Consider the following 20,529-nt stretch of genomic DNA (forward strand, 5'->3'; position numbering starts at 1 on the left):
CCATGCCCTACGCCATCACCCAGAACTGCTGCAGCGATGCCACCTGCGTCGCGGTGTGCCCGGTCAACTGCATCCACCCGACCCCGGAGGAACGGGCCTTCGGGAGCACGGAGTTGCTGCACATCGACCCGAAGGCCTGTATCGACTGCGGCGCCTGCGCGGACGCCTGCCCGGTGGACGCGATCTTCCCGACCGACAGCCTCTCCGCCGCGCAGCGGGAGTACGCCGAGATCAACGCGGCGTACTACGAGGGCGGTGGCACCGGAGCGGACGCCGGTGGCGCCGCCGAGGAGCGCGCACCTCAACCGGCCGACCCCGGGCCGAACTTCCACGTCTGGGGCGCACCGGTCTTCGAGCGCAGCCTGCCGTCCGATTTCGCGCCCATCCGGGTCGCCGTCGTCGGCACCGGTCCCGCCGGCATGTACGCCGCCGAGGACCTCCTCCTGCACACCTCGGCCGAGGTGACGCTGATCGACCGGCTGCCGGTCGCGGGCGGTCTCGTGCGCTACGGCGTGGCGCCCGACCACCCGGCCACCAAGAAGGTCGGCGAGACCTTCGCCCGCTTCCACTCCCACCCCCGGGTCCGGCTGCAGCTGGGACTCGAAGTGGGGCGCGACCTGACGGCCGATGAACTCGCCGCGCACCACGACGCGGTGATCTACGCCGTGGGCGCCGCCACCGACCGGCGGCTCGGCATCCCCGGTGAGGACTCGCCCGGCACCGTCTCCGCGACCACCTTCGTCGCCTGGTACAACGCCCATCCGGAGGTCGCCCCCGACGCCGTCGACCTGTCCGCGGAACGCGTCGTCGTGGTCGGCAACGGCAACGTCGCCCTCGACGTGGCCCGCATCCTGGTCTCCGACCCGGACGCCCTGGCCGCCACCGACATCGCCGACCACGCGCTGCGGGCGCTGCGCACGAGCAACGTCCGCGAGGTGGTGCTGCTCGGCCGCCGCGGCCCCGAGGACGCCTCCTACACCCGCACCGAACTGCTCGCCCTCAAGCACCTGGACGGCGTCGAACTGCTCGTGGACGACCACGATCCGCGCATCGGAGCGGCCATCGACGCCGCCGGACCCGGGGACAAGGCCGCCGTCCTGCAGGGCGTCACCCGCGCGGCACCCGACTACGCGCCCGCTCCCGCACCGGGACGGCGGATCGTCTTCCGCTTCCACTCCGCACCGGTGGCCGCGGTCGACGGCGACCCCGCGGGGGCGGCCGACGCACACGGCCTGCGCGGCGTACGCGTCACGTCGGGCGCGGCGGAAGCAGCGGCGCAGGCGGGGTCAGCGCCAGCGGAAGCAGCGGCGGAGGCGGACCTCGCGACCGCGGCGGCGGAGTTCGAGATACCGGCCGGGCTGCTCCTGCGGGCGGTCGGCTACCGCGGCGCCCCGATTCCGGGACTGCCCTTCGACGAGGCCACCGGCACCGTGCCGCACGAGGACGGACGCGTTCTCGGCCGGCCCGGCACCTACGTCGTGGGCTGGATCAAACGCGGCCCCTCGGGCGGCATCGGCACCAACCGCGGCTGCGCCGCCGAGACGGTCGGCACGCTGCTCGCCGACGCCGTCGCCGGTGCGCTGCCCACACCCGCGTACGCCCCCAAAGCGTTTCCGCGTCTCGCCCGGCGCCGCAACCGCCAGGTCGTCGACGCCCGCGGGCTTGCCGCGATCAACCGTGCGGAGGAGGCAAGAGGCCACCGTGACGGCCGGCCACGTGTGAAGCTGGCAACGGTCGGCGAACTCGTGGCGACCGCACGCAGCAGACGACTTGGGCGGGGCTAACCATGAGCGATCACGATCTGACCGGTTTCGAACGGACGACGTTCACCCACGAGGGCACCACCCGGGACGTCCTGCGGCGCGGCAGCGGGCCGGCCGTCATCGTCATCGCCGAAGTCCCGGGCATCACGCCCAAAGTGCTGCGCTTCGCCGAGCAGGTGGCCGGCATCGGCTGCACCGCCGTGCTTCCCGTCCTGTTCGGCAGGCCGGGGCGTGACGCCCACCCGCAGGCCCACGGCCGGGTCAAGTCCGGGCTCTACCTGGCCTCGACCGCCTTGAAGGTGTGCGTGAGCCGGGAGTTCACCGTGCTCGCCACCGGGCGCAGCTCACCCGTGGTGAACTGGCTGCGGGCCCTGGCCGCCCAGGAGCACGAGCGCTGCGGCGGCCCCGGTGTCGGCGCGGTCGGCATGTGCCTGACCGGCGGCTTCGCCCTGGCGATGGCCACCGACGACCGGCTGCTCGCCCCGGTCCTGTCCCAGCCCTCGCTGCCGCTCGCGCTCGGGCGGCGGCGGGCCGCTCGCGGCATCGACATCTCCGCCGATGAACTCGCCGTGGTCAAGGGCCGGTGCGAGCGGGACGGCCTGCGCGTGCTCGGCCTACGGTTCCGCGGTGACGGCCTGGTGCCGGGCGACCGCTTCGCCTTTCTGCGCGAGCAACTCGGCGACGCCTTCACCGCGGTGGAACTCGACGATGCCGACGCGAACCCCGAGGGCGTCATGAAACCCCACTCCGTGCTCACCGAGCATCTCGTCGACGAGCCGGGCCAGCCCACCCGGGCGGCCCTCGACGAGGTCCTCGATCTGTTCCGCACCCGGCTGCTCGGCGCGGCACCGGCTGCCGGGGTCTGATCCCTGCCGCTCCCTGCCGCCGTAACCGGCCCTCGAAGCGTGCAGGAGCAGTCCGCATCCGCCCGCTACCGGTCCTGTACGCGCATTTGCGGCCGGTCACCGGACAGCCCTCGCACAAGGCTCCGGGCCGGCCGGGCGGTCGTGAAGACTGTCCGCGCAAGCTGTGGGACGGCTGTTGGGATGGCGGCCGGCCGGGGCGGAGAGCGGGGGAGAGCGCATGACGGGAAAGGGGCGTCCCAGCGCGGGCAACCTGCCGCAGGAGACCACGGGCCTCATCGGACGTGAGCGTGAACTCGATGCTCTGAGCGCGCTGTTGAGCGGCGGCGGGCAGGCGGCCGCGGGCGCCGTCGGCGCATCCGGTCGTCCGGGCGGCATCACCACGCCGACTGGCAGCGGCACCACCACGCTGACCCGCGGCGGCATCACCACGCTGACCCGCGGTGGCATCACCACACTGACCGGGGGCGGCGGCATCGGCAAGACCCGCCTCGCCCTGCGGGCCGCCCGCGATGCCGGCCGCCTCTTCCCCGACGGGGTCTGGCTCGCCGAGCTGTCGCCGCTGCGCAGCCAGGACCCCGAGCTCCTCGCCCTGACGGTGTCCGAGGCGCTGCGCCTCACCGACCAGACCGTGCGGCCCATGCCGGAAGTGCTCGCCGAATGGCTGGCGGACAAACACCTGCTGCTTGTCCTGGACACCTGCGAGCACCTCGTGCAGCCATGCGCCCGCCTGCTGCGCCGGCTGACCGCCGCGGCACCGGGTGTGCACTTCCTGTGCACCTCGCGCCAGCCGCTCCGGGTGAGCGGTGAACGGCTCCTCGCATTCGGGCCGTTGACCGTCCCCGGCCCCCGCGGTGACACGGCCGCCGAGGCGTGCGAGGCGCTGACGCTGTTCGAGCAGCGGGCCGCGGCCGCCGCACTGGGCCTTGCCTTCACGGCGGCCGAGCGGACGGCCGCCGCGGAGGTGTGCCGCAAGCTCGACGGCATTCCCCTGGCCATCGAACTGGCCGGGGCGCGGCTGTGTCAGATGCCCGTCGCGGAGCTCGCGGCCCGTATCCACGAGCGCTTTGAGATCCTCGGCGCCGATGGAGCGGATGGAGTGGAAGGTGCCGGTGCCGCCGGTGCCGCCGATACCGCCGACCCGGTCGAGGGCGCGCACCCGCGCCATCGCACCCTGCGTGCGGCCATCGGATGGAGCCTGGAACTGTGCACCCCCGAAGAACGCCTGCTGTGGGCGCGCCTTTCGGTGTTCAGCGGCGGCTTCGACGAGGAAGCCGCACAACAGGTCTGCGCGGGCGGCCCGTTGAGCGCCGCGCGGATCGGCCCCGTGCTCGCCGGACTCGTCTCCAAGTCGGTGGTCGTCGCCCGCGCCGGCCGCTACCAGATGCTCGACACACTGCGTGAGTACGGGGCGCAGTGGCTCGCGGGCCTCGGCGAGGACAAGGCCGTACAGCTGCGGCACGCGGAGGTCTATCTGCGCCTCGCCCGGCAGGTGGACCACGACTGGATCGGGCCGCGCCAGCGGGAGTGGTCGGCGCGCCTCGCGGTGGAACACGCCAATCTGCGGGCCGCGTTGGAGTGCCATCTGCGGTACGGCGACGCCGGCGCCGCGGTCGGTATGGCCGGGGCCCTGTGGTGTTTCTGGTTCTGCTGTGGATTTCTGCGCGAGGGCTGCGACTTCCTCGACCGCGCGCTGGCGCTCGCCCCCGTACCGGATCCGGCCGGGGCCGCCTCGGCAAGCGGGCACCTGCAGGCGGTGCGTGACCGGGTCAAAGCGGTGTGGGTGCGCGGCTATCTCGCCAACGTCCAGGGCGATCCGGACCTGCCCGAGCGCGCCGCGGCCGAGTGCGCCGCACTCGCCCGCCCCGGTGACGACAGCGGCGCGGCCCTGGCCGCCGCCCAGCTGACCGCGGCCCGCCTCACCCTTTACGGCGACCAGCGGGCCACCGTCGCCGCCCTGGCCGGGTGGCCGGCCGATGCGCCCGGGCGGCACGCGCACCCGTTCTGGGTGATGGGGCGGCTCACGCTCGGCTACGCGCTGGCGCAGGAGGGCGAGTTCGCCGCTGTCGCCGACCTCATGGGAGGACTGCGCGCGGAGTGCGCGGCCCAGGGCGAGGTATGGGCCGCGTCCATCGCCGAATACCTGTGCGCGCTCGGCAAGTTGGGCAGCGGCGGCCACGCCGAGGCCGTCACCAGCGCCCAGCTCGCCCTCGAAGGCCCGCAGGCCCTGCGCGACACCCTGATGAGCGCGGTCATCCTGGACGTACTGGCCCCGGCGACGCTCGCCGTCGGCGGCACCCGGCGGGCGGCACGTCTCCAGGGCGTCGCCCACGGCCTGTGGCGGCATGTCGGCGGCAGCCCGCACTCCGCGTCACCGCACTTCCGCGCGGCCCGGCAGGCCTGCGAGCGGGGCGCCCGGGACATCCTCGGCGACACCGTGTACGACCAGGCCTTCCAGGAGGGCTTCGCCTTGGCGTGGGACGAAGGCATCGCCTACGCGCGCGGCACGGCACTGCCCCCGGGCCACCGGCCGAGCGGGTCCTCCTGCGGCAAGTGAGCCGCCGCGCTCTGCGGCATGTGCGCCTCGGTGCCCCCCGGCAACTGAGCCTGCGCGCCCGGTGGGCACGGCAGTACCGGCAGCGCGCCCACCGGGACCGGCTGGCACACCACCAGGGCCAGATCATCGGTGAGCGGGCCGTCCGCGTGTGCGACGGCCAGATCGTGCACGGCGTCGAGACAGTCCCGCAGTGCCGGGCGGCTGAGCGCCTCGCGTACCCGCTCGTCCAGCGGGAAAGCGGCTCCCTGCGGGCTGCGCGCCTCGATCAGGCCGTCGGTGTAGAGCAACAGCCGCTCCCCGTCCGCGAGGCGGAAGCGCTGCTGCCGCGGCCGCGGGTGCAGGCCCAACGGCGGTGCGGGCTCGGCCGGTTCGAGGGGTTCGAGGCGGCAGTTGATCCGCAGCGGCGCCGGATGGCCGCAGTTGACGAGGCGTACCTCGCCGGGGGCGAACTCGGCGATGACTCCGGTGACAAAGTCCTCGGTGGTCAGATGTGCCCCGATGGCGGCGTCGAGACGGGCCGCGAGATCGGGCAGCCGTGGTGTCACATAGGCGAGATCACGGAAGGCGGCAGCCGCTGTCGCCGCGAGGCGTACGGCGTGCAGATCATGACCGCGTACATCCCCGACCACCACCCGAAGTCCGTACGGGGAGTTGGCGGCGACGACGACATCCCCGCCGATCACGGCCTCCCGTGCGGCGGACACATAGCGGGTGGCGATATCCATGCCGCCCGTCCGCACGGCCTCCGGCGGCAGCACGGCACGCTGCACGGCCTGTCCCACCCGCACCAGCGCCGCCTCGCGCGCCGCCCGCAGCCGCGCCGCGTACACGGCGAGGAGCCCACCCGCCGCGAGCACCATCGCCCGCACCGCCACGTCGTGCGGCGCGAGCCGCAGCGTGGCCAGACCCGTGATCACCCCGACGGCGAGAACGCAGCCGCCCACCCGTGCGGTGGCGCGGACATCGAGCCGGGCAGCGGCGAACAGCGGTCCGAGCAGCAACGCGCCCATCGTCACGGAAACCACACCGGCCACCAGGTGCTCAAGCGCCACTGCCGTCGCAACGACAACGAAAACAAGCGGCAGCCCCTCCCGCGGGGCTGCCACGCGTCGTCGAATGCGGAGCACGCCACCGCCTCCCCTCACAGCCGGTGAGCGCGCCACTATTGCGTATCGACGACCACCCCACGTCACATTGCCCGAACATGCCCCCGGATGACGGAAAGCGACGGAAGCCGACCAACGGCCCGGCGTCGGGAGGGCGGTGGCACGCGGTGCGGACCTCAGCGCCCGCCGGCGGCCCCCGGGACATCACCGTCACGAGTGAGGCCGCGCATCCGCCCGTACGCGTAGACGCAGCCGGCGAGCGCCAGATCGGACAGGAGCATGAACCCGATCGAGTACGAGTCCTTCGCGCTGTAGATCGCCCCCATCACGAGCGGCGGCACGAACCCGCCCAGACCGCCCACCGCGCCGACGATCCCGGTGACGCTGCCCACCTGAGCCATCGGGGCCACCTGGGCGACCAGGGCGAAGACGGCGCCGCTGGCCGCGCCGAGACCGGCCGCCATGGTCAGGAAGCAGATCGTGCCCAGGGGCGCGAGCGGCGGGTCGAAGGCCTGGACGACGGCGAAGAGAGCGACGACGGCCAGGCTCCAGGCGGTGACGGTCGCGGGTGCGATGCGGTCGGCCAGCCAGCCGCCGACCGGCCGGCTGAGCACGGTGACGACCGCGAACCCGGCGGCCTTCGTCCCGGCGTCCGTCGGCGACAGGTCGTACCAGGTCTTCAGATACGTCGGCAGATACACGCCGAACGCGACGACACCGCCGAACCCGATCGCGTACAGCGCCGACAGCTCCCAGGTGACCCGCAGCTTCCCGGCCTGCCCGAGGCGGGCGCCGAACGACAGCGTCGGCGCCTTGCGGTCGGGCCGGTCCCGGATCAGCAGCACGGCCACGACGACGAAGACGGCGAGCGCCCCCGCCACGACGAGGAACGGCAGGTTCTCGCCGTGCTTCGCGATCCGCGGGGTGAAGTAACCCGAAAGGGCCACACCGCCGGTGCCCATGCCGAACACACCGATGGCGAAGCCACGCCGGGCGGGCGGAAACCACGCGTTGACCAGCGGCACCCCGATGGCGAACGTCGTACCGCCGAGACCGAGCAGAAACCCGACACCGATCATCGCCGCGTACGAGTCCCGTGCCGGGATGAGCAGCAGCACCGGCAGGATCGTCAGGGCCGAGACGAGCGGGAACATCAGCCGCGCACCGAAGCGGTCGGTCAGCGCCCCCACCGGGATCCGCCCGAGCGAGCCCACGATCACCGGCACCGCGACCAGCAGCGACTGCTGGAAGGAACTCAGCTGCAGCCGGTCCTTGTACGCGCTGCCGAGCGGCGCGATCAGATCCCAGGCCCAGAAGGTCAGCGTGAACCCGACCGTCGCCACGATCAGATTCCGGTACGCGGCGGTGGGCACCCCGGCGGGGGCTGTCTCGGGCGTCTCATGGTTCTGCGGCACGGCCTCACGCTAGGCAGCGCCCGTACGCCCCACCTCCCGCACTGCTCCGTACGGCCGCGCCGGCCCTCGTCAAGAGGTCCGCGGGCGCGGCCGCACCACGGGCGACGACGAGAGGCGTCAGGGCCTGATCGGAAGGATCGCGTTCTCCGGGAGCACGGTGTGCTTGAGATCCGCGGCGACGGGCTGGTTGTGCGAGGGGTACTTCGGGCCCTTCGCGCCCCGGCGGTAGACGGCCGTCGAGTGCTCCGGGTTGGTGTCGAACTCCGGGATCACCTTGTCGCCGAACACCTCCAGCATCTCCAGGTGCTCCTCGAAGGTCATGCCGCCGGTCAGACCGAACACCACCTGGTCGCAGCCGACGGTCTGGTACGCGGCGACCTGCTCGCAGACCTCGTCGGGCGTACCGCACAGCATGAGCCCGGCGGCGATGACCTGGTCGAGTATCTCCTCGCCGCCGAGGGAACCGAGGGCGATCGGCGGCTGCGGCCAGGTGATCGCGTCCAGGGACTTCGGCATGGTGTCGTGGTAGAGGTTCACCAGCGTGACCAGATAGCCGAGGCCCGCGTTCATGGCGATCTCGCGGGCGCGCTTGCGGTCGTTGAGGCAGATGACGGTGTTGGTCATCATGACGTTGTTGTTCTGGTAGTCACCGAGGATCTGGACCGGATTCTCGGCGGCCTCCTTGTAGGCGTCGATACGGCCCTTGAGCTCGAAGATCGGCTCGAAGTTGAAGGCGATCGAACCGATGCCCAGCGAACCGGCCTTGGCGAACGACGGCGGGTTGCCGCACGCCATCCAGATCGGCGGGTGCGAGTGCCCGTACGGCTTCGGCAGGATGTTGTGCGGCGTCGGGACCGTGAAGTGCTCGCCCTGGAAGGAGTAGTCGTACTGCTCCCACATGCGCACGATCTCGGGCGCGACCTCGTCCCACTCGGCCTTCGTCGACGAGGTGTCCATGATGTTGAAGGACGCCACCTCGTGGCTGCCGGCGCCGCGGCCCGTGCCCCACTCGAACCGGCCCTCGGTGATGTGGTCGAGCATCGCGGCGCGCTCGGCGTAGCGCACCGGGTGCTCCTTGCGCGGGGAAAGGCTGTTGATGCCGGTGCCGAGATGGATGCGCTCGGTACGCGCGGCGACGTAGCCCATCATCACTTCCGGCGCCGACATATGGCTGTACTCGGTCAGCGAGTGGTGCTCACCGAACCAGACGTACTTCCAGTTGTGCTTGTCGGCCTTGATCGCGAGCTCCATCTCCCGCATCAGCGCGAGATGCTCGGACGGGCGGTCGTGGGCCGCAGGTCCGGGAATGAATCCGTTGAGGAAGATGCCGAACTCCACGAGGAGCCCTCCTTGTTGATCACTGTGCGTTCATCACGCTGCGTGCATCGGGTTGCGGGCCGAGCTGTCTTGATGGCGCGCAGGATGCACCAGACATCGACAAGGAGCCATGGGGACGGCACATCTGAATCTTCACAGTTCCGATTTCGCCTGTGACTACGCTGCCGGGATGACGCGGAACTTACGGTGGCAGGTGGCGGTCCTGGCTGTGGTGTCCCTGTGCTGCGCAGGGCTCGTCGCGTGGGGCGCCTACGACGCGTGGACGGCCAAGCAGTGCCTCGACAGCGGCCTCGGCCGCTCCGACTGGGCCGGCACGTCCATGGTCGCGGAGGGCTGCCTTCTCGAGACCGCGTCCGGGCCCGTCCTCGTACCGCTGCGGGGGCCGACGTTCGTGGCCACGCTCGCTGCGCTGGGCGGAGGCGCCGTGTCGACGGCACTGCTCGGCTGGTTGCTCATGCGGGGCAGGGGCCGTGAGCGGATCCTGCCCCGTCCGTCTGCCTGACTGCGGTGCCTCAGGTATCGATGAGGGCGGCGGGCTGACCGACCCGGATGTAGCCGCGGATGCGGTAGCGAAGGCCGGAGGTGGCCGAGGACTGCCAGCCCTGGTCCTCTGCGATCTTCCATGCCGAGTCCGGGGCCGGGGCGTAGGTGTCCCCGTCCACCGCCGCGTCGACCTCGGTCACCGAGAGCGTCGTGGCGTACCCCAGGGCGGCACGGTAGATTTCTCCGCCGCCGATCACCCATACGGCCACGGTGTCGGCCGGAGCCGCCGGCTCGGCCGCCTTCTCCATCGCCTTCCCGGCCGCCAGTGACAGCGCCTCGGGGACGGACCCGGCGCGCTGCGCGCCTTCGGCGCTCCACTGTGGATCGCGGGTCACCACGATGTTGGGCCTGCCGGGCAGCGGGCGAAAACGCGGCGGCAGCGAGTCCCACGTCCTGCGCCCCATCACCACCGGACGGCCGAGGGTGGTCGCCTTGAAGTGCGCCATGTCCTCGGGCAGCCGCCACGGAATCGTGTTCCCCGCGCCGATCACGCCGGCGGGCGTCTGCGCCCAGATCAGCCCGACGTTCATACCGCGACCGGAGCCTTGATCGCCGGGTGGTGCTCGTAGCCGTGCACGTCCACGTCGGAGTAGGCGTAGCCGAAGAGCGAGTCCGCCCGGCGCAGCCGAAGCCCGGGGAACTCGAACGGCGTGCGCGACAGCTGCTCGGTGACCTGCTCGACGTGGTTGTCGTAGATGTGGCAGTCGCCGCCGGTCCAGATGAAGTCGCCCGGTTCGAGACCGGCCTGCTGCGCCACCATGTGCGTGAGCAGGGCGTAGCTGGCGATGTTGAACGGGACGCCGAGGAACAGATCCGCGCTGCGCTGGTACAGCTGGCAGGAGAGCCTGCCGTCGGCGACATAGAACTGGAACAGGGCGTGACACGGCGCGAGCGCCATCCTGGACAGCTCGCCGACGTTCCAGGCGGAGACGATCATCCGGCGGGAGTCCGGGTCGTGACGCAGCGTGTCGAGGATCTCGCTGATCTGGTCGATGTGCCTGCCGTCCGGCGTGGGCCAGGAGCGCCACTGCGCGCCGTACACCGGGCCGAGGTCGCCGTTCGCGTCGGCCCATTCATCCCAGATGGTGACGCCGTGCTCGTGCAGCCAGCCGACGTTCGACTCGCCCCGCAGGAACCACAGCAACTCGTACACGATGGATTTGAGGTGCACCTTCTTGGTGGTGACCAGCGGGAACCCCTGGGAGAGGTCATAGCGCAATTGGTGCCCGAAGACACTTCGGGTGCCGGTGCCCGTCCGGTCGGCCTTGGCCGTCCCGGAGGTGAGCACCAGTCGCAACAGGTCTTCGTACTGGGTGTCCGCCACGGGCGTCGAGTCTACGGGGCGGCCGGCACCGGGTACGACAGGGTGCTCACCGCCGCTCCGCGCCGGCGGTCCTTCGGGCCGTGATCGGGGGACGGGGCTCGCCGGAGGCGACGATGCGCTCGGCGAGCCGCTCACGCAGCTCCGCCAGGATGCCTTCGTGGGCGCAGTCGTGGCCGCGGTCGTGGGCGTGCTCGTCCACGAGGTTGGTCAACTCGTCCGGATCGGCATGGAGGTCGTAGAGACAGGCATCCTCGTAGGTGTCGGCGCGTGCGTCGTTCCACGGGTCGAGGCCGGGTGCCGTGGCGCCGTACTTCCACCGGTCGGTACGCAGCGCCCGGCCCACCTCCGACTCGCTGATCTGGACGAGGACCTCAGGGGGCCAGTCGGGGTCCGCGCCGCTCAGGAGCGGCAGCAGGGAGCGGCCCTGCATGTGGTCCGGCACCGGTATCCCGGCCGCGTCCAGGAGGGTGGGCGGCAGATCGACATGACTGACCAGGTCCGGCAGCCGTACGCCGCCGCGAAGCCCCGGACCACGCAGCACGGTCGGCACCCGCAGCGAGGCGTCATGGACGCTGCGTTTGTACTCGGCGTTGCGGGTCTTGAAGTGGCAGCCGTGGTCCGAGGTGAAGAGAATGACCGTGTCCTCCAACTCGCCTTGTTCATCGAGGGCGTTGACGATCTGCCCGAGCACCTCGTCGAGACGGCGCACCATGCCGTAGTACCCGGGCAGGTGCTCGCGCCAGTTGCCGCCGCCGAGCGCCGCGAGATCCGACGGCACCCAGGGGTCGTCGTAGCGCTCGCTGTAACCGGTCGGGGCGGGGTAGTCGTCACGGGAGTTCTGGTGGTGCGGCTCCAGGAACGACAGGAACAGGAAGAAGGGCCGCCGGTCCTGTTCCTGCCCCTGTTCCTGCTCTTGGTCCTGCCTCTGTGTCTGGCCCCGGCCCTGCTCGATGAAGTCGATCGCCGCGCTGCCGAGCGCGTCGGCGCGGTAGCCGTCGAAGTGGTGCGGGGTGCCGTCGTGGTCGTAGAGCGTGGTCTCGTAGGCGTCCGAGGTGAACTCGAGGAGATTGGCGGCGAGCCAGTACTCGTAGCCGGCCCGGTCCTCCTCGGGCACCGGGCCCGAGGTGTGGTCGCCCGCCAGATGCCACTTGCCGATATAGCCGGTCGCGTACCCCGCGTCCCGGAAACTGCGGGCGAGCGTGGGCGCGGTGCGGGGCAGGGCCAGGCCGTTGCGGAACACCCCTGCCGTTGTGGGATATTGCCCGGTCTGCAGGCTCGCGCGGGACGGCGCGCAGACGGGCTGACAGGTGAAGGACTGGTCGACGCCGACCCCGTCACCGGCGAGTCCGTCAAGTACGGGTGTGAGGCCGAGCGGATTGCCGTGTATCCCGGTGGTGTCCCAGCGCTGCTGGTCGGTGAAGAAGACGAGGACGTTCGGGCGCCGGGCGGGGCTTGTGCGGGGAGAGGTCACGCAGGAGCCGTTCCCCCGCACCCGGCGCCCCGAACCCGGCGGGCACGGCTCAGGGCGCGATGCCCACCCCCTCGATCCGGCTCCAGGCCCGCTCCTGGGCGGCCGACATCGCCGGCCAACGAAGGCCGCCGGGGCGGGCGTTGACCCGCGAGGCGTAGGAGCCGGGCACATAGTCCGCGTCGTGGAAGCAGCCGGTGCCGTAGGTGCGGTCGAAGGCCGGGCACGATGCCGCGAGGGACCGCGCAGTGGGCTTCGCGCCGGTGCGCACCCAACCGGCAAGCGCAGCCATGGAGTTGGCGTACTCCGAGTCGCTCAGCGCGCTGTGCTCCTGCTCCCGCGTGAAGCTCTGCAGCAGCCACTCGTCCCGGTGGGCGCCCCGAAGGGTGTCGCGGTAGGCCGCCTCGTGCTCCACGAACGCCGTCGGATCGTCGATGGCGTGGAGCGTGAGCACGGGAATCGCGACCTTGCCCGTGAGGTCGCTGTCGTACGACAGATCGCGTACGGCGCTCGCGTCCGCGGAGAAACGCTCGACACCGGCGTTCAGCGCCTCGTCGTCATGCGACCCGGAATACCGGACACCGCGATTGCTGAAGGGATTCCGGCCGCCGAGGCGGTCGTGCACGATGTCGCGGAACGTGAACGTCGCGAACTGCAGATGCGAAGCGAGGGCCCGCTCGGGAACTCCCGTCACGGCGAGGATGTCGTCCAGATTGCGCTGCTGCAGCGCTGTCCGCTCCTGCGGCGCGGAGGCGTAACCCGTGCATTCCTGCAGGCGGGCACGGAGGCCTGCGGCGGTCATGTCCGAGTCCGCGCGCAGCCCCTGCCACAGCGGGTACTGGGGCTCGCTCGGCCGGGGGTGATTGCGGCAGTAGAACTGGTAGACCGCGCGCAGGTCGACACGGTAGTCATAGCCGCGCGAACCGCCGCCGAGCACGCCGTTGGTGAGCAGGGCCCCGTCGTACGGGCCACGCCTGTGTGAGCCGGACGGGGAGGCGTCCGCCGCCTTCGCCCCATAGGTCTCCACCACCTTGGCGGCGACGTTGCCGCCCCAGGACTGGCCGTGCACGAAGGTCCGCCGCGGGCTGCCGAACTCAGCAACGAACAGGCGCCGCACGCTCTCGGTGTCGGCGGCCGCCATCCGTGTCCCGTAGCCACCGCGGCGATACGACGAACCCGCCCAGGCGTAGCCCTCGTCGACCATCACCGACCAGCGTTCCAGATCGCCGGTGCTGCGTTCGGGGTCGGAGCCCGCGCCGAGGTCGGGCCCGCCGTGGGCGTGCACGACGAGCGAGCCGTTCCACCGCTTCGGGACGGCGATCGCGTAGTGGGCGCCCTGGGCGTCCCGGCCGGTGTAGCAAGTGGCCTTGCCGGTCAGGTTCGTGGGACAGGCGGCGGATACCGGCCCGCCGGCCGCGTCCGCGGAGGCGGGGGATGAGGCGGAGGCGGGACCGGTGAGCGTACCGGCGACGATCCCTGCCACGCTGACCGCTGCCCCTACAGCTATCGCTGTACGGCGCCGGGCGGCGGTCCGTCTGCGAAGGGGGCGGGCGCCCGGTGCGGGCCATGGCGGTACGTGAGGGCTCGGTACGGGGGAATGAGGCTGACGGTCCATGGGATGTGCTCCTCCTCGATGGCGCACCGTTGCGCGGCCGCGCCGATGCTAGGAAGGAGCGAGAGGAAAGCCCACGCTCTGGCCATTGCGTTCATAGTGTTCTCCCGGGCGCCCCACTGCGGATGCTCGCCCAGGCCATCTCCGTACCGGTGAAAGGCCCCTGAAAGTGCGGAATCCGGCACTCGGTAAAGTAACGGCAAACAGGGCCCGGTGAGCAGACGGCAACAGCCTTCCCACCGGGCCTGCCGTACGTACCGGCAGGGCAACTGCCGTCCATATCAGGGGAATTCACCATGCCCATTCCACGTCTGAGCCAGACACCGCTGCCCGGGATAGGGGTGCGCTACGACCTGACCACCCGTGAGCGCCGCCGGGTCTCGGTGGTCGCGCACCGGGACGGCGCACGGACCGTGAACGCCTACCGCGACGACGATCCGGACGAGTGCGCGCTCTCCTTGAAGCTGACGGCCGGTGAGAGCGAGGCCCTGATGGACGCGTTGATGCCCTCGCACCACAGCCCGAACCTGCTGCACACCACCGACCTGGGCCTGGTGGCCGAGCGGGTCGAACTGTCGGGACAGTCGTACTGGAACGGGCGCGTGCTCGGCGATACGCGGATGCGCACCGAGACCGGGGTGTCCATCGTGGCCGTACTGCGGCGAGCGGACGCGATCCCCGCACCGGGACCCGACTTCCGTCTCGCCGGCGGCGACACCCTCATCGTGATCGGCACCCGCGAGGGCGTCGAGGCCGCCGCCACGATTCTGGGACGGGACTGATTCGATGCATTCCGCGCTCTTTCTCATCGAATTCGGGGCGATCATCCTCGGCCTCGGTCTGCTCGGCCGGTTCGCCGGACGCTTCAAGTTCTCCCCGATACCCCTGTACTTGCTCGCCGGTCTGGCCTTCGGCGAAGGCGGCCTGCTGCCCCTCGGAGCGAGTGAGGAATTCGTCGCGATCGGCGCCGAAATCGGTGTGATCCTGCTCCTGTTGATGCTCGGTCTCGAATACACCGCCAGCGATCTCGTCACCAACCTCAAGACCCAGTATCCCGCCGGTCTCGTGGACGCGACCCTCAACGCCCTGCCCGGTGCAGCCCTGGCCCTCGTCATGGGCTGGGGGCCGGTGGCCGCGGTGGTCCTGGCCGGAGTCACCTGGATCTCCTCCTCAGGAGTGATCGCCAAGGTGATGGGCGATCTCGGCCGGCTCGGCAACCGCGAGACCCCGGTCATCCTGAGCATCCTGGTCCTGGAAGACCTGGCCATGGCCGTCTATCTGCCGATCATCACCGCCCTGCTCGCCGGAGTGAGTCTCGCGGCGGGCAGCGTCACCCTGGGCATCGCACTCGGCGTGGCCGGCCTGGTGCTGTTCCTCGCGGTGCGCTACGGCCGGATCATCTCCCGCTTCGTCTCCAGTGACGACCCGGAGAAGCTGCTCCTCGTCGTCCTCGGCCTGACCATCCTGGTCGCGGGTATCGCACAGCAGCTGCAAGTGTCCGCCGCCGTAGGGGCGTTCCTGGTCGGCATCGCTCTGTCCGGAGAGGTCGCCGAAGGCGCACACAACCTGCTCAGCCCGTTGCGGGACCTCTTCGCGGCCGTCTTCTTCGTCTTCTTCGGCCTGCACACCGACCCCTCCAGCATCCCCGCGGTGCTGCTCCCGGCGCTGGTCCTCGCCGTCGTGACCGCCGGCACGAAGATCGCCACCGGCTACTGGGCGGCCAAGCGGGCCGGGGTGTCCGAGAAGGGGCGCTGGCGCGCGGGCGGCACGCTGGTGGCACGCGGCGAGTTCTCCATCGTCATCGCCGGACTCGCGGTCAGCGCCGGAATCGAGCCGTCGCTCGGCCCGCTGGCCACCGCGTACGTCCTGATCCTGGTGATCATCGGCCCGCTCACGGCCCGCTACACAGAGCCCATCGCCACCCGTCTCACCCACCGCAGGACCGCTGCCGCTGCCGCCGCGGCCACGCCGACGGGAACGGCCACGGTGCCGACGCCGCGCAGCCCGCAGGACGAGCCGGTCGAGGATCAGGGACGGCTCGGCCGGCCGTGAGCGCGGACGGCGGCGCGCGGCGGCGGCACTCGGCGCGGGCGGCGCTACGCGGTGCGGGCGGCGGCAAGGCAGTGGGGCGGGCCGAGCGGGAACCGCGTGCCGCGGCCGGGACCCGGCGCGAGAGCCGTGCCAGACTCCGCCCATGACGAATCTGGCCCACCTGCGCAAGTCCGCCCTCGCCCTCCCGGAGGTCGAGGAGGGTACGCACTTCGGCATGGTCGCCTTCTCCGTACGGGGCAAGGGCTTCGTCTCGCTCACCCAGGACGGGCACGTCCAGCTGCAGCTGCCCGACGACGCGGCCGATGCGGCCGTGGCCGCACACCCCAGCGGTGAGCGCCTCGTGCGGATGGGCACGCCGATCGGTTTCCGCGTCCCGCTTGCCGACATCAACGGCAAGGACCTGAACGCCCTCCTCAGGGCGGCATGGTCCAGCCGCGCCCCGAAGCGGCTCGCCGCTTCCCTCACCGCGGCGGAGACGGCGGCCGACGGCCCGGTGGGCGACCTGCCCGCGGGCATCGGCCGCCCGGCCACCCGGGCGCTGTCCGGCGCGGGCCTGACGACCCTTGAACAGGTGGCACAGCACACCGAGTCGCAACTCCTGGCCCTGCACGGCGTGGGCCCCAAGGCGATCCGCATCCTGACGGAGACCCTGGCACAGCGGGGCCTGACACTGCGGAAGTGACGGCACTGAGAGTGGCGTAGTACGCGCGCCGCGCTTCGAGCCGGGCCTGGCGCGTGGCGTACTCGCGTTCATCCTGCTGGAGTTGCCGTGTGTGCTCCACCTCACCGCTCCTGGCGCGGTCGGCACCGCGCTATGTGATCACGGCCGCCGCGCCGAGCCGACCAGGAGACCAACGGCAGGGCGGCGCCCTCTACTTCACATACGGCTTGAGCAGCGTGGTCCAGGCTTTCTTGATGCGGTTGAACTCGTTCGCGCAGCTTCCGGCACGGCTCTCGGGCAGCGCGCCGCCCGGACGGTCCTTGTCCCGGACGAGTTCCGCGTGGGCCCTGGGGTTCGAGCCGTACAGCCAGCAGGCCCAGTTGAAGTGGCGCTGGGCGTTGAGGGAGTGCTCGGCGGCGTAGGCCTCAAGGCGCTTGGACGCGCTGCCGTCGGCCTCGTCGGCTTGGGCGAAGCCGCCCCAGGCCTTGCTGGTGTCGAGCGCGTAGCGGGCGTGCTGGTCGTCGCCGGTGGCGAGGAGCAGCACGGACAGCTGGTCGACGGCGTCTTCTTCCTTGCCGGTGGCGGGAAGGTCGTACATGTCGATGAGGGCGTGTCCGAGCTCGTGGAAGACGATGCCGTTGGTGAATCCGGCGACGCTGTCGTCGACTTGGGCGGCACTGGGCTTCTTGCCCTGCCCGTCACCTCGTCCGTCCGCCTTCTCGTAGATCTTCCTGGCGCTCTCCGCGAACTCGTAGCAGAACTGGATCTCGTGCTGGAACGAACGCCAGGACGCGTCGCCGTCACCGCCGCAGTTGGCCGCCGTCACGCCGACCACGTAGGGTAGGCGGATCCGGTCGTTGCCGTACTTCGCGATGCCTTCGAGGACCTTGTTCTTCGACAGGGTCGCCTCTTCGCGCTGATTGGCCTTGGTCATGCCCGGCTCGTAGACCGCCTCCAGCCTGCCGTCGCCAGGGCTCGCGCCGGTGCTCGCGGGATCGGTGGGGGCGAATCGCGCGGCCGGTTCCCGGGCCGGGGGCGTCGCGGCCGGCGACGAGGCGGCGCCGCCGGAGGAGCACGCGCTCGCCGCCGCCAGGGTGAGTGCGGTGGCGGCCACGGCTCGCGCCAGGCGTACTGCGTCAGGCATACGAGGTCACCTCGGGTCACTGTCCACGGACGTGCACGGGCGTGCACGGGCGGCCACTTGACCGAGCCTGTGAGGCAGCACGGCCGGGCGCAATCCCCGGACGCCGAACGAGGGACGGACTGCGGTGACAGTGACGGACGGCCGTGACAGTACAGTCATGGACCTCGCGCGGTGTCAGTCGGCGGCCGTCCCTTCGGGGACGCTTCCGAGGAGCACCTGCTGGCACTGCTGCATGAACAGCTCGTGGCTGCGGCGCAGTGCGAGGCGGTGCTCGTCGCCGCGGTCCGAGAACCGCCGGTGCTCCTCGTCCGTGCACGCGTCCGCGACGGCCTCCCGCCAGCGCTCGATATTGCTCCGGCAGCGTGTGCTCAGGCGCCGCAGCTCCATCGCGGCAAGGACCACTTCGCCGGGGCCGAAAAGCTGAGTGCCGGCGCAGGCGATTCTCAGCGCGGCCCACGCGCGACGCATTTCCTCGGTATCGGCGTCACTCGGTGCCTCGCGACGCCGAAGGGCCTGCTCCACCCGCGGGACCTCGATCGCCACGTCCGCATACGCGGCATGCACCTGCTCGTAGATACGGGTCCGCTCCTGCCGCAGCCAGAGCCGGTGCGCCGCGTTCCCGCTGACCTGGGCGCCTCGCACGGCAGCTCGCCCGCCCACCGCCGCGCCCCCAAGTGCGGCCACAAGACCGACGATTCCGGCGACCACGGCCGCCCACCCCTGATCCATGGGGGCATTGTGCACGGCGCAGTTGAGGGATCCGCGTGCGGGCCGTGACGTTTCTGCTCGGTGCGCGTTGAACAGAACGACACGGCGAATCGATCCCCCCCTGGTTCCGTGTGTTACGACGGGCCCCCGGCACTGCCGGGGGCCCGTCTGCTGCGTCACCCGTGGGGGCCGCTAAGGCGTGTCCGTCAGATGCGAGCCCAGACCAGCACTGCGGCGATGATCGGCCCACGGCCTGCCACGAAGACCGGAACTGGAGGGCCGCAGAGGTCGGATACGGTCCCACTGCTGGTCGGTCAGCCGAGCGTGACGAGGCATCAGGATCGGACCGCAGAGGTGTGGCGCACCCGGGCCGACAGCCCGGCCGGGCTCAGTCGATCGTCTTGATCACTCGGGCGGGCACTCCCGCGACCACGGTGCCGGCAGGAACATCACGAGTGACCACCGCACCGGCACCGACCACCGCACCGGCACCGACGGTCACCCCCTGCGTGATCACGGCAGCCGTCCCGATCCAGACGTCGTCCTCGATGACGATCGGGGCGAAGGAGAGGTACTCGCGGCGCTCGGCCAGGGACAGTGGGTGGCCTCCGGTGATGAGGCTGACCTTCGGGGCGATCATGACGCCGTTGCCGATACGGATGCCTCCCTTGTCCATGAAGGTGCATCCCTGGTTGACGAAGACGTTCTCCCCGAACGTCGTGTTCAGCCCGAACTCGGTAAAGAACGGCGGGTAGATCATCACCGATTCCGGCAGCGGGTTGCCGAACACAACAGAAAGTAGTGCCGCGCGACCTTCACTGTCGCTGAACGGAAGCACGTTCAGTCGAGACGTCGCATCGGTCACCTCCACGATTCGCTCCGCATGACGCGCGAACTCAGGTGTCTGGACATACATGACCTGCTCTGTGCGGGTAGACATGCGCTGATCCCACCACCGCGCAGAACGCTCGATCAAACAACCCTGCACCACTCCAGACACAACCAACGGTTGTGAAAGTAGGGTGGAAGCGTGGATGTTGAAGCGCTGCGGACGTTCGTGGCCGTCGCTGAGACCGGCCAGTTCCAGGCTGCGGCCGACGAGCTGGGGATCAGCCAGCAGGCGGTCTCCAAGCGGATCGCGGCCCTGGAGAGGCACATCGAGGTGACGCTCCTGGTGCGGACCTCCCGAGGCTCCCGGCTGAGCCTGGACGGGCAGGTCTTCCTGCCGCACGCCAAGAAGGTCCTGGCGGCCATCGAGCAGGCCGAGCAGGCCGTGCGCCCCGGCAGCCGTCCCTTGCGCGTCGATGTCCTCAATCGGCGCATCTCCCCGGCCCAGGCCGTCTACCGGTTTTACCGCTCCCACCCCGAGACGAACCTGGACACGGTCACACTGAGCAAGGAGAACGCCGCCCAGGCCGCCCAGGCGGTGCTCGAAGGGACCGTCGACGCGTCCTTCCGTGCCCTGCCGGCAGACCAGGTCCCGGCCGGGATCAGCGCCGAGCGACTCCTGGACGCACCCCTGGAACTCCTGGTCGGGCCCGGTCACCCGCTGGCTGACGCGCCCTGGGTCAGTCCTGAGGACCTGGCCGGCCACCGCATCTGGATCCCCGGGATCAGGCCAAGCACGGAGTGGGCGGCGTTCTACCAGGCGCTGTCCGAGGCTTTCGGCCTGAGCATCGACGCGCTCGGCCCCAACTTCGGTGACGAGGCCCTGATGGACGCGCTGGCCGACTCGCCCTCGCTGGCCACCCTCGTCGGCAGCGGGGACCGGTACCTGTGGCCCCAGACCCACGATCTACGGCGTATCCCGATGCACGACCCGACCCCGGTCTACCCGCACGTGCTGCTGTTCCGCAGCGGAGACCGGCATCCCGTGCTGACCGCGCTGCGCGACCATCTGCGCGCCGCAGGCCCGCGAACCCCGCACGACGTGTGGGCGCCGGACTGGGTATACCGCTGACCGGACGACCGAACA

At 71.1% G+C, this 20,529-nt stretch carries 18 protein-coding genes; 8 read left to right on the forward strand and 10 right to left on the reverse strand.

Translation table 11 applies throughout. From position 1 onward, the window contains the following. The first annotated feature begins 2 nt into the window (after nucleotides 1-2). The 3 genes from ACFQVC_RS06785 (at nucleotide 3) to ACFQVC_RS06795 (ending at nucleotide 5,183) form a co-directional block, all read left to right on the forward strand. Nucleotides 3-1,784 (forward strand): FAD-dependent oxidoreductase, encoded by a 1,782-nt coding sequence (locus ACFQVC_RS06785; protein WP_381827578.1) that lies wholly within the window; start codon nucleotides 3-5, stop codon nucleotides 1,782-1,784. Nucleotides 1,785-1,786: 2 nt separating this feature from the next. Beyond that, entirely contained in the window at nucleotides 1,787-2,629 is an 843-nt protein-coding gene (locus ACFQVC_RS06790; RefSeq protein WP_381827581.1) for a dienelactone hydrolase family protein, read from the forward strand. Between the two features lie 217 nt (nucleotides 2,630-2,846). Next, nucleotides 2,847-5,183 carry an ATP-binding protein gene (locus ACFQVC_RS06795; RefSeq protein ID WP_381827583.1) on the forward strand — a complete coding sequence of 779 codons (2,337 nt, stop codon included), beginning with the start codon at nucleotides 2,847-2,849 and terminating at the stop codon, nucleotides 5,181-5,183. Here ACFQVC_RS06795 and ACFQVC_RS06800 read toward each other — a convergent pair. The 3 genes from ACFQVC_RS06800 to ACFQVC_RS06810 all read right to left on the reverse strand — a co-directional run bounded on the left by ACFQVC_RS06800 (nucleotide 5,120) and on the right by ACFQVC_RS06810 (nucleotide 9,042). Beyond that, nucleotides 5,120-6,235, reverse strand: coding sequence for a PP2C family protein-serine/threonine phosphatase (locus ACFQVC_RS06800; protein ID WP_381827585.1), 1,116 nt, complete (start codon nucleotides 6,233-6,235; stop codon nucleotides 5,120-5,122). The genes ACFQVC_RS06795 and ACFQVC_RS06800 overlap by 64 nt on opposite strands. Before the next feature lie 230 nt (nucleotides 6,236-6,465). Further along, nucleotides 6,466-7,704 carry an MFS transporter gene (locus tag ACFQVC_RS06805; RefSeq protein WP_381827587.1) on the reverse strand — a complete coding sequence of 413 codons (1,239 nt, stop codon included), beginning with the start codon at nucleotides 7,702-7,704 and terminating at the stop codon, nucleotides 6,466-6,468. A gap of 117 nt (nucleotides 7,705-7,821) precedes the next feature. Then, the gene (locus tag ACFQVC_RS06810; RefSeq protein WP_381827589.1) at nucleotides 7,822-9,042 is read right to left on the reverse strand and encodes an LLM class flavin-dependent oxidoreductase; all 1,221 of its coding nucleotides are present in this window, start codon (nucleotides 9,040-9,042) and stop codon (nucleotides 7,822-7,824) included. A 169-nt stretch (nucleotides 9,043-9,211) separates the two neighbouring features. Here ACFQVC_RS06810 and ACFQVC_RS06815 point away from each other — a divergent pair, with 169 nt between their 5' ends. After that, complete coding sequence (locus ACFQVC_RS06815) at nucleotides 9,212-9,544, forward strand: hypothetical protein (RefSeq protein ID WP_381827592.1); 333 nt, start codon at nucleotides 9,212-9,214, stop codon at nucleotides 9,542-9,544. Between the two features lie 10 nt (nucleotides 9,545-9,554). Here ACFQVC_RS06815 and ACFQVC_RS06820 read toward each other — a convergent pair whose 3' ends face one another. From ACFQVC_RS06820 to ACFQVC_RS06835, 4 genes are read right to left on the reverse strand one after another with little or no spacing between them, the layout of a single operon-like run. Continuing rightward, on the reverse strand, nucleotides 9,555-10,115 hold the full coding sequence (locus ACFQVC_RS06820; protein ID WP_381827595.1) for a dihydrofolate reductase: 561 nt from the start codon (nucleotides 10,113-10,115) through the stop codon (nucleotides 9,555-9,557). Next, nucleotides 10,112-10,909, reverse strand: a complete 798-nt coding sequence (locus ACFQVC_RS06825; protein ID WP_381827597.1) for a thymidylate synthase — start codon at nucleotides 10,907-10,909, stop codon at nucleotides 10,112-10,114. Before ACFQVC_RS06825 ends, ACFQVC_RS06820 begins: the two co-directional genes overlap by 4 nt. A 46-nt stretch (nucleotides 10,910-10,955) precedes the next feature. Beyond that, the gene (locus ACFQVC_RS06830; RefSeq protein WP_381827599.1) at nucleotides 10,956-12,380 is read right to left on the reverse strand and encodes a sulfatase family protein; all 1,425 of its coding nucleotides are present in this window, start codon (nucleotides 12,378-12,380) and stop codon (nucleotides 10,956-10,958) included. Between the two features lie 49 nt (nucleotides 12,381-12,429). Further along, nucleotides 12,430-13,992, reverse strand: a complete 1,563-nt coding sequence (locus ACFQVC_RS06835) for a hypothetical protein (protein WP_381827601.1) — start codon at nucleotides 13,990-13,992, stop codon at nucleotides 12,430-12,432. A 293-nt stretch (nucleotides 13,993-14,285) separates the two neighbouring features. Between ACFQVC_RS06835 and ACFQVC_RS06840 the strand changes: the two genes are divergently transcribed. From ACFQVC_RS06840 to ACFQVC_RS06850, 3 genes are all read left to right on the forward strand, one after another. Continuing rightward, nucleotides 14,286-14,771: a cation:proton antiporter regulatory subunit gene (locus ACFQVC_RS06840; RefSeq protein ID WP_381827604.1), complete on the forward strand. Its 486-nt coding sequence runs from the start codon at nucleotides 14,286-14,288 to the stop codon at nucleotides 14,769-14,771. A 4-nt stretch (nucleotides 14,772-14,775) separates the two neighbouring features. Next, nucleotides 14,776-16,041 carry a cation:proton antiporter gene (locus tag ACFQVC_RS06845; protein ID WP_381827606.1) on the forward strand — a complete coding sequence of 422 codons (1,266 nt, stop codon included), beginning with the start codon at nucleotides 14,776-14,778 and terminating at the stop codon, nucleotides 16,039-16,041. Nucleotides 16,042-16,183: 142 nt separating this feature from the next. Beyond that, on the forward strand, nucleotides 16,184-16,723 hold the full coding sequence (locus ACFQVC_RS06850; RefSeq protein ID WP_381827607.1) for an MmcQ/YjbR family DNA-binding protein: 540 nt from the start codon (nucleotides 16,184-16,186) through the stop codon (nucleotides 16,721-16,723). Between the two features lie 190 nt (nucleotides 16,724-16,913). On the opposite strand, the gene ACFQVC_RS06855 is transcribed toward ACFQVC_RS06850, so the two are convergent. From ACFQVC_RS06855 to ACFQVC_RS06865, 3 genes are all read right to left on the reverse strand, one after another. Next, a complete protein-coding gene (locus tag ACFQVC_RS06855; protein ID WP_381827610.1) occupies nucleotides 16,914-17,846 on the reverse strand; it encodes a DUF4344 domain-containing metallopeptidase in 933 nt (310 codons plus the stop codon). Between the two features lie 174 nt (nucleotides 17,847-18,020). Next, on the reverse strand, nucleotides 18,021-18,575 hold the full coding sequence (locus ACFQVC_RS06860; RefSeq protein WP_381827612.1) for a hypothetical protein: 555 nt from the start codon (nucleotides 18,573-18,575) through the stop codon (nucleotides 18,021-18,023). A 367-nt stretch (nucleotides 18,576-18,942) separates the two neighbouring features. Beyond that, nucleotides 18,943-19,470: a DapH/DapD/GlmU-related protein gene (locus ACFQVC_RS06865; RefSeq protein ID WP_381828285.1), complete on the reverse strand. Its 528-nt coding sequence runs from the start codon at nucleotides 19,468-19,470 to the stop codon at nucleotides 18,943-18,945. Nucleotides 19,471-19,584: 114 nt separating this feature from the next. Between ACFQVC_RS06865 and ACFQVC_RS06870 the strand changes: the two genes are divergently transcribed. Continuing rightward, on the forward strand, nucleotides 19,585-20,514 hold the full coding sequence (locus ACFQVC_RS06870) for a LysR family transcriptional regulator (protein WP_381827614.1): 930 nt from the start codon (nucleotides 19,585-19,587) through the stop codon (nucleotides 20,512-20,514). The last annotated feature ends 15 nt before the right edge of the window (nucleotides 20,515-20,529 follow it).

The sequence above is a fragment of the Streptomyces monticola genome (assembly GCF_042665355.1).
Lineage (GTDB): Bacteria > Actinomycetota > Actinomycetes > Streptomycetales > Streptomycetaceae > Streptomyces > Streptomyces monticola.